Here is a 9,306-nt window from a genome sequence, read left to right as displayed (position 1 = left end):
AGCAGCTAAAGAAGGTAAGTGTGGCGAAGGTAAATGTGGTTCTAACCACTAAACGCTCACTTAGCTTTTGAAAGGGCCGTAAAGGCCCTTTTTAGTAGGAGGTAGTATGTTAAATAAATCAGCAGCAGATTTTGGGCAAATAGGATTAGGTTTGCGCCGAGAAATGCTTGATGAAATGCTCATCGATGTTCCTAAACCCATTGAGTTCTTAGAAGTTGCGCCTGAAAATTGGCTAAAGCTTGGGGGGCGTTTTGGTAAACAATTTAAACAGCTTACTGAACAGCACGCCTTTGTTTGTCATGGCTTATCGTTATCAATTGGCTCACCAGAAGCGCTTGATATTGAATTTGTGCAATCGCTAAAAGCTTTCTTTAAAGAGCATAATATTCGTTTATTCAGCGAGCACTTAAGCTACTGCTCTGGTGAAGGGCATATGTATGATTTAATGCCTATTCCGTTTACTGAAGAGGCTATTAAACATGTGGCCTCTCGTATTAGGCAAGTACAAGATATTCTAGAGCAGCCAATTGCTATCGAAAATGTCTCTTACTATGGCGCGCCTGGCCAACAAATGACTGAACTTGAGTTCACTAATGCAGTGTTAGAAGAAGCCGATTGTCAATTACTGCTTGATGTGAATAACATTTACGTTAATTCGATTAATCATGGTTATGATGCTGAGCAGTTTTTAGCTGCATTACCAACAAAGCGCATCGCCTATGGACATGTTGCGGGTCATTATACTGAAGCTGAAGATTTATTGGTTGATACCCATGGTGCGCCTGTCATTGACCCTGTTTGGCGATTGCTTGAAAAAGCTTATGACGTTCATGGGGTATTTCCCACCTTATTAGAACGTGATTTTAATATTCCGCCGATGAGTGAGTTATTAGTAGAGCTTAAAACCATTGAAACACTGCAGCACACAGCCAATAAGCAAAATCAAGTAACGGTGAAACACAGTGCCTAATCATTTTATGCAAGTACAGCAAGCGTTTATGGCGCATATCCGCGACCCTGAGCAACATGCTAAGCCCAGTGATGTTTCAGAGCGCCGTATGGCAGTTTATCGCGACTTATTTTTTAATAATGTGGATGGGTTTGTCAGCTCTGCCTATCCTGTTCTAAAAAGTTTATATTCAGAGCAAGCGTGGCACAGACTCGTTAGGCAGTTTTTTAGTCAACATAATTGTAAATCGCCTTATTTTTTAGATATTGCCGGGGAGTTTTTGGCCTTTCTTGCAGATGACTATGAAATGCAAAGTGATGATCCTGCGTTCATGTTAGAACTGGCGCATTATGAGTGGGTTGAGCTCGATGTGTCGGTTGCGAAGGAGCTGGAAAACGAAACGAACTTATCGGCTCATCAAGTCACCAGTTCTGCATTGTATTTAAGCTCCCTTGCTCGCAATTTGAGTTATCGTTTTCCAGTTCATACCATCAGTGTGGATAACCAACCAAGTGAGCCCGCAGCTGAGGCAAGCTATTTTGTGGTATATCGGGATAGCGATGACGAAGTGCAGTTTTTATCAACTAATGCGATGACCGCGTTACTGCTAAACATGATTGAATCTCAGCCAGGAATCGATTTAAACCATGTGTGCCAAGTAGTTGCAGAGCATGCACCTCAGTTTAGTCAAGAACAGCTTTATCAAGGAGCGCTTAATACCTTAAGTGCCATGGCTGAACGAGGCATTGTGGTGACTAATACATTGGTTTAAAAATCGGCTAAAGCTCTTTATTGATGAGGGCAGTTCGACTATTATGTCCGCCTTATTTTGTCGTGCTTAAATAAAGGTAGTAACTATGTCGAATGATAAAGACTTTAAAGATCCGTTCAATGCAACTTATTTCATTGCGTTTTTAGCTGTATTCGGTGGCATTGGCTGCCTTAACGCTATCCTTGGTTGGATCACTTCTTTATCTTAATCTGCGTAAGCAAATTTAAGACAATAGGCTGCATTATGCAGCCTTTTTTATTGCTACTTATATTATTTCGAAACTTGCTACCGACTTTCTACTAAGGTGATGTTATACTCTCGAGCTTTGTTAGATAAACTTTTTGAGCAGTATAATTATGACTCAAGCAACTTCAACGCTCATCAAACAGAGCATTGCAACGATCGCTGATTACCCTAAGCCGGGCATTATGTTCCGCGATGTAACCACTTTAATGGCTAACGCTGAGGCATTTAAAGCAACTATCGACAGCTTTATTGCCGCATATAAAGACCAAGGTTTTACAAAAATCATTGGTACTGAATCACGTGGCTTTATTTTTGGTGCGCCACTGTCATATGCACTTGGTGTTCCGTTCATTCCAGTTCGTAAACCGGGCAAACTTCCTCGCGAAGTGATTTCACAAAGCTACCAATTAGAGTATGGTGAAGATACTCTTGAGCTTCATACAGATGCAATTGTCCCTGGCGATAAAGTGTTATTAGTAGACGACTTACTGGCTACAGGTGGCACAATCGAAGCAACGGCAAAATTAGTCGCTAAGCTAGGCGGTAACGCAACTGATGCTGCATTTGTTGTTTCTTTACCTGAACTGGGTGGTGAACAACGTGTTGCTGATATGGGCATCAAAATCTTAAAGTTGGTTGAATTCGAAGGCGAATAATTAATGAGTTATCAGGTTCTAGCAAGGAAATGGCGACCACAAACCTTTCACGAGTTAGTGGGGCAGTCTCATGTTAAACAAGCATTAGTTAATGCATTAACACAAAATAGACTCCATCATGCTTATCTCTTTACTGGAACCCGTGGGGTGGGTAAAACAACCATCGCACGTATATTCGCAAAAAGCCTCAACTGCGATAAGGGTATCTCTGCTGAGCCATGCGGCCAATGTTCAAGTTGTACTGACATCGAAGCAGGTCGTTATATTGATTTATTAGAAATCGATGCGGCATCGCGTACTAAAGTAGAAGATACCCGCGAAATCCTTGATAACGTTCAATACGCTCCAACACGTGGACGTTACAAGGTATACCTAATCGATGAAGTTCACATGCTGTCAAAGCATAGTTTCAATGCTTTACTAAAAACATTGGAAGAGCCCCCGGAGCATGTGAAGTTTTTATTAGCGACAACCGATCCGCAAAAACTGCCTGTGACGATCTTATCGCGTTGCTTACAGTTTAATTTAAATGCTTTGTCGCAATCAGAAATTCATGATCAACTTGCCCATGTTCTTAATCAAGAACAACTAAGTTTTGACGATAAATCACTGTCTATTTTGGCGAAAGCAGCTGACGGCAGTATGCGTGATGCACTGAGCCTTACAGACCAAGCAATTGCGCAAACCAATGGCAATATTAATCATCAGGCTGTGCAAACCATGCTTGGCTTGATGGATACCCAATATAGCCAAACCATGTTAGCAGCGTTACTGTGCCAAGATGGCGATGCATTACTTCAAGAAGTAAAAGCAGTTGTTAGCCGAAACCCTAATTTTGTAGCCTTGCTCGACGATTTAATTGCACTTACGCATCTTATTCAACTTGTGCAACTCGTGCCTAGTGCAGCGGCACTTGATGATACTAACCGAGATTTTATTGAGCAGGTGGCACAAACCACTGATGCACAGCAGATGCAGGTTTACTACCAATTACTATTAAATGGTAAAAAGGATTTGCAATGGGCACCCGATGCTAAACTTGGCTTTGAAATGATCATGTTGCGACTGCTCGCATTCCAACCTACTCAATTTGCACAAAGCCAAACTCCAGCGAATACCCAGCAGCAGGTTAAGCCAACAGGCGCCAGTGCTCTGCGCGATATTTTAAAAAAATCAACGGCGCAACGTGAACAAGCTGCATCAGCCCAAGCACCAGTAACGCAAAGCTCTGAGCATACAAATCCTGTGCCTTCAGAGGCTCAGCAAACACAAGCAGCACCTATTCAAACAGCTAGGGCAGAAACGGCACAAAGCCAAGAGTCTGATCAGCAAGTTGAAGCTAAGCCTTTAGAACAATCTGCTCAACCAGCTGAAACTGCAATGGCCGCTGACGTTAAACCAGTGCCACAACAGCAAGAGCAAAGTAATTCAGAACAGATGCCTGCTGCTGATTATTCTTCACAAGCTTACTCTACACCAGAGTACTCTTCGCAAGATTACATGGATGATGATGCAGAAATGGATCCATCACTTGCTGCGCAATACGATGATGTGATGAATAGCGCCTATGATCAGGGCTTTACAGCAAATGAAGCTGCTGCGTCCCAGCAACAGCAAACTGCACCTGCACAATTGCAACAGCAGCAAAGCCAAGCGCAATCGGCTATTGCACGTATTTTACAAGACCGTAATATCTCAGGAGCCGGGCGTTTAAGTGGTGCGGCGACGCAAACGGATGTAAAAGCAGAGCCACAGCCTGAAGCAAAGCCGGTAGTAGAGCCGCTCAGGCAACAAAACCAAGCCACGACCAATATTCAGCCTCAGCAGCAAGCAATGGCTGCTGAAGTAAAAAAGCCCATCCCCCAGCAAACGGGGGAGAGCACTAATAAAGTAAAAAAAGTCGACTTTAGAGAAAAGCATCAAACAATCACCGAAAATTTAGCGCCAGAGCTGCTTGAGCAGATCAATCCGCAAAAAGCGCCAGAGCCAGTCGTTGAAGAAGCTAGTATTCCGGTACCCGATGATTTTGAAAGCCCGATCAGCAGTATTAAATTTGCACACGAACAAGATGAATGGGCGTATTTAATAAAACGCATGGGACTGGGTGGGCGCATGCGCCAATTTGCGTTGCATTCAATCTTTACCAAGCAGAATAATCAGCTGCACATTGAAGTTGATTCATCACAGCGCCATTTAGATAGCGCTGTGCTAAGACAAAAGCTCAATGCCGCATTAAGTGAAATTTACGGCCATAATGTTGAGCTTAGTATCGAGTTTGCTGATGGCGTAATTGATTCACCGTATTTAATTCAACAAAAAATTGATGCGGGACGTCATCAACAAGCGATTGATGTAATAAATAGCGATGAAAATATAGTGCAATTTCAGCAGTTATTTAGCGCTATAATCGATGAAAACAGTATTCAGGCATTGTAATTAGTTACAATAGCCCTTATCTTCATGCCAATTAAAGTAGTTTAGAAAGAGAGACAGTTATGTTTAAAGGTGGAATGGGTAACATGATGAAGCAAGCGCAGCAAATGCAAGAGCGCATGCAAAAAGCCCAAGAAGAAATCGCAAACCTTGAAGTTGTAGGTGAAGCAGGTGCAGGCCTAGTTAAAGTAACTATGCTTGGTAACCACAATGTTCGTCGTGTTGAATTAGATGACAGCCTAATGGAAGACGACAAAGACATGATCGAAGATTTATTAGCGGCAGCGTGTAATGATGCTGTTCGTCGTGTTGCTGAAGAAACTCAAGAGCGCATGAGCAAAGTAACTGGCGGTATGCAATTACCACCAGGTATGAAAATGCCATTCTAAGTGATTTTGTATGCAACTATCTCCTAGTTTAACACAGCTAATTGAAGCGCTAAGATGTCAGCCGGGCATAGGCCCTAAGTCGGCACAGCGCATCGCTTTTCATTTGCTTGAGCGTGACCGTCAGGGTGGTAAACAGCTTGGTCATGCATTAACCAAAGCAATGGATGAAGTAGGGCATTGTCAATCTTGTCGTACTTTTACAGAGCAAGCTGTATGCGATATTTGTTTAAGTGTTAAACGCCAAGATAGTGGTTTATTGTGTGTGGTCGAATCACCAACCGATGTACTCGCTATTGAGCAAACTGGTCAATATCAAGGGCTTTACTTTGTTTTAATGGGTCACTTGTCGCCAATTGATGGCATAGGACCAAAAGAAATTGGCCTTGATATTCTTGAAAGCAAGTTGCAACAAGGCGGTATTAATGAGGTGATCCTCGCAACAAATCCAAGTGTTGAGGGGGAAACCACCGCTCATTATATTGCTGAGCTTTGCCACAAGTACCAAGTGAGTGCATCTCGTATTGCTCACGGTGTGCCTGTTGGTGGTGAGCTCGACTTACTTGATGGCATGACCCTAATGCATGCATTTAGTGGACGACGCGCCGTAAACCAAAACTAATACCTGATATGGTATCAAAAGCCTGCTTTAAGCAGGCTTTTTTGTTTGTAAGATGTTACTTAAGTGGGTACGGTTTAATTTGTGTTTTAATTGTAGTATTGTCTTATTAAGTGGTTTGATAAGGATTTTAAACAATGAAAATACTGATAACACTTAGCTTTTTATATACATTCTCTTCAGTTGCATTTGCTACAGATACAAAATGCAATCTGGTTAATCAGAAACCTGAATTTTACAAAGAATGCCCATTAAAACTTTTGGTCACTGCTAAAGATACACTCACGGTTGAGGGTGAGCGTATAAATGAAGGGAATAAATTAACCATAAAATATTTCTTCACAGTTACTACAGAGTCTAACTACAAAGGCGCTTGGTTACTGAGTAATAAAGAAAGTATCAAATTAAATAATATTAACATTGAATTGCCACAGAGAAACTGTGTATTTAATGAATGTAAATTTTCAGATTACATTCATTCTTTAGAGTTAAATTCTTTTGAGAAATCAGTAGCTAATAATATTGATAGACAAGTACTAATTAAAAAAGTTGATGAGAAGCTAGTTGAATTAGGAGCTGAGCTTACGCCTACTGATGTGCAAACCTCGCTAGATGTTTTCTTAAAAGATTCAAACAAACCAGTGTTCTTTAAGTTTCTAAATTCGCAAGGGGATTTTACTGCTTACTTCAAGTCTAATATTGACTCTGATGGAAAAATGTATCCTTCTGAATTTATATATAAAGTTTATAGTCAAGGTGAAAATACTTGGCTAGGGAACCGAAATTATGATCTTGAAGCAAGTCATGCTATGTGGACTTTTCTTGGTGAAAAAAATTTAAGAAGAGTTAAAGAGTGTTCTCATTTGAACGTTTCTGTATTGCGCTCGAACAAAGAATTACAGACCTTACCTGCTACTCAGTGCTCATATTTTTGATGCAATTGTTTATTCATTAATAGATTAAGTATCACTTATTAATTAGAGATCTTGTTTTAGGTTGGAATCAGTATTGAAACCTCCAATGTTAATATCTTAAATATAATTGATAAGTTTTACTCGTAATAGCCGATATGAAAGTTGCTAATTAGATGGAGCAACCTCAATTTTCCCCGCAAATTTAATTTTTTGCCTTGAAGTTCAAAAAGCCTGCCCCATATATGAGTCATAGTGCAGATTAGACACTTTGTTAATTGGAGATTTACACAATGACTGCAGCACAAAAAGAAACATTAGGCTTTCAAACAGAAGTCAAACAACTATTAAACCTGATGATTCACTCTCTTTACTCTAATAAAGAGATTTTCCTACGTGAGCTTGTATCAAACGCGTCAGATGCAGCAGATAAATTGCGTTTCCTAGCGCTTTCTAATGGCGATTTATACGAAAACGATGCAGATTTGAAAGTCCGTATCAGCGCCGATAAAGACGCAAACACGGTCACCATTACTGATAACGGTATTGGTATGAGCCGTGAAGATGTGATCAATTCACTGGGTACGATTGCCAAATCAGGCACCGCAGAATTTTTCCAGAACCTAACAGGTGACCAAAGCAAAGATTCACAATTGATTGGTCAATTTGGTGTGGGTTTTTACTCAGCATTTATCGTTGCTGATAAAGTAACCGTACGTACGCGTAAAGCAGGTGAAAGCCAAGGTATCGAATGGCAATCTGCAGGTGAAGGCGATTACACCTTACAAGAGATTGAGAAACCAACACGCGGTACTGAAATTATTCTTCACCTTCGTGAAGACGAAACAGAATTTGCTGATGAGTTCCGTTTACGTAGCATCGTAACTAAATACTCTGATCATATTTCGATTCCTGTTGAAATGTATAAAGCAGAAGTACCAGAGTCAGAAGGTCCAGATGGCGAAAAAATTCCTGCGCAGCCAGGCGAGTGGGAAGGTATTAACCGCGCGACAGCACTATGGACTCGTGATAAGTCAGAAGTCACAGACGAAGAGTACAAAGAGTTTTATAAGCACATTGGCCATGATTGGGAAGAGCCGTTAAGCTGGGCACATAACAAGGTTGAAGGTAAAACTGAATACACGAGCTTGTTATATATTCCTAAAAAAGCGCCTTTTGATTTATGGAACCGTGACCGCCAAACGGGTTTAAAACTATACGTACAACGCGTTTTCATTATGGATGACGCAGAGCAATTCATGCCAAGTTACCTTCGCTTTGTAAAAGGTCTGCTTGATTCAAACGACTTACCACTTAACGTGTCGCGTGAAATCTTACAAGATAACAAGGTAACGCAAGCAATCCGTAAAGGTTGTACATCGCGTGTACTGAAAATGCTTGAGCGCATGGCGAAAAATCGTGAAGAAGATTACCAAACGTTCTGGAATGAATTTGGTCAGGTGTTAAAAGAAGGTCCAGCTGAAGATATGGCAAACAAAGAAGCCATTGCTAAGCTATTGCGTTTTGCTTCTACACACACTGACGAAAGCACACAAAATGTATCGCTTGAGCAATACATTGAGCGTATGAAGCCAGAGCAAGATAAAATCTACTATGTGGTTGCAGATTCGTTTGCAGCAGCGAAGAGCTCACCACATTTAGAGATCTTCCGTAAGAAAGGCATCGAAGTATTGCTACTAAGCGACCGTGTTGATGAGTGGATGATGAGCTACTTAACTGAGTTCAACGAAAAATCATTCCAGTCAATCACCCGTGGTGACTTAGATTTAGGCAACATGGATGACGAAGACACGAAAAAAGCGCAAGAAGAGTCAGAAAAAGAAGTTGCTGGCCTAGTTGAGCGTATTAAAACTGCGTTAGGTGATAATGTTAAAGATGTACGCTTTACGCATCGTTTAACAGACTCACCAGCTTGTGTTGTTGCTGATGAGCATGATATGAGCTCGCAAATGCAAAAGCTAATGGAGTCTGTAGGTCAAACTGTACCTGAGCAAAAGCCAATTTTTGAGCTTAACCCTGAGCATCAGCTTGTTAAACACTTAAACGTTGAACAAGATGAAGACAAGTTTGCCCAGTGGTCACATGTACTTCTTGACCAAGCATTACTGGCCGAGCGCGGTACGTTAAAAGACCCAGCAGGCTTTGTAACTCGTTTGAACAAACTTATGCTAGATTTAAGCAAATAAGCGTTTTAACTGAATGAGTTGAAAAAGGGAGCAAGGCTCCCTTTTTTATTGCTGCTAATATAGGCAATTGGTATAAGTTACTTGAGGTATAGCCTCAGTTGTGGAAGAATTCAGGCTCTAAAAACAA

10 protein-coding genes are annotated in these 9,306 nt (G+C 41.1%); all 10 read left to right on the top strand.

Going from position 1 to position 9,306, the window contains the following annotated elements; all coding sequences use genetic code 11:
- Positions 1–52, top strand: a 52-nt coding sequence (locus CWC28_RS22735; protein ID WP_502704932.1) for an HvfA family oxazolone/thioamide-modified RiPP metallophore, incomplete at its 5' end; no start/stop codon positions are given.
- 54 nt (positions 53–106) lie between these two features.
- A complete protein-coding gene (locus CWC28_RS11800) occupies positions 107–970 on the top strand; it encodes an HvfB family MNIO-type RiPP peptide maturase (RefSeq protein WP_138625192.1) in 864 nt (287 codons plus the stop codon).
- Positions 971–977: 7 nt separating this feature from the next.
- Complete coding sequence (locus CWC28_RS11795) at positions 978–1,721, top strand: HvfC family RiPP maturation protein (protein WP_063706196.1); 744 nt, start codon at positions 978–980, stop codon at positions 1,719–1,721.
- 85 nt (positions 1,722–1,806) lie between these two features.
- Complete coding sequence (locus CWC28_RS22655) at positions 1,807–1,929, top strand: hypothetical protein (RefSeq protein WP_254907726.1); 123 nt, start codon at positions 1,807–1,809, stop codon at positions 1,927–1,929.
- A gap of 148 nt (positions 1,930–2,077) precedes the next feature.
- On the top strand, positions 2,078–2,623 hold the full coding sequence (gene apt / locus CWC28_RS11790) for an adenine phosphoribosyltransferase (protein ID WP_063705905.1): 546 nt from the start codon (positions 2,078–2,080) through the stop codon (positions 2,621–2,623).
- 3 nt (positions 2,624–2,626) lie between these two features.
- Positions 2,627–5,059, top strand: coding sequence for a DNA polymerase III subunit gamma/tau (gene dnaX / locus CWC28_RS11785; protein ID WP_063705903.1), 2,433 nt, complete (start codon positions 2,627–2,629; stop codon positions 5,057–5,059).
- A 59-nt stretch (positions 5,060–5,118) separates the two neighbouring features.
- On the top strand, positions 5,119–5,445 hold the full coding sequence (locus CWC28_RS11780) for a YbaB/EbfC family nucleoid-associated protein (protein WP_054551547.1): 327 nt from the start codon (positions 5,119–5,121) through the stop codon (positions 5,443–5,445).
- Positions 5,446–5,455: 10 nt separating this feature from the next.
- The gene (gene recR / locus CWC28_RS11775) at positions 5,456–6,064 is read left to right on the top strand and encodes a recombination mediator RecR (RefSeq protein WP_105173974.1); all 609 of its coding nucleotides are present in this window, start codon (positions 5,456–5,458) and stop codon (positions 6,062–6,064) included.
- Positions 6,065–6,198: 134 nt separating this feature from the next.
- On the top strand, positions 6,199–6,996 hold the full coding sequence (locus CWC28_RS11770) for a hypothetical protein (RefSeq protein WP_063705899.1): 798 nt from the start codon (positions 6,199–6,201) through the stop codon (positions 6,994–6,996).
- A gap of 269 nt (positions 6,997–7,265) precedes the next feature.
- Positions 7,266–9,179, top strand: a complete 1,914-nt coding sequence (htpG, locus tag CWC28_RS11765) for a molecular chaperone HtpG (RefSeq protein WP_063705897.1) — start codon at positions 7,266–7,268, stop codon at positions 9,177–9,179.
- The last annotated feature ends 127 nt before the right edge of the window (positions 9,180–9,306 follow it).

It is taken from the genome of Pseudoalteromonas sp. S4492, assembly GCF_005886115.1.
Classification (GTDB): Bacteria; Pseudomonadota; Gammaproteobacteria; order Enterobacterales; family Alteromonadaceae; genus Pseudoalteromonas; species Pseudoalteromonas gelatinilytica.
This window is presented reverse-complemented; position numbering and strand designations above follow the sequence as displayed.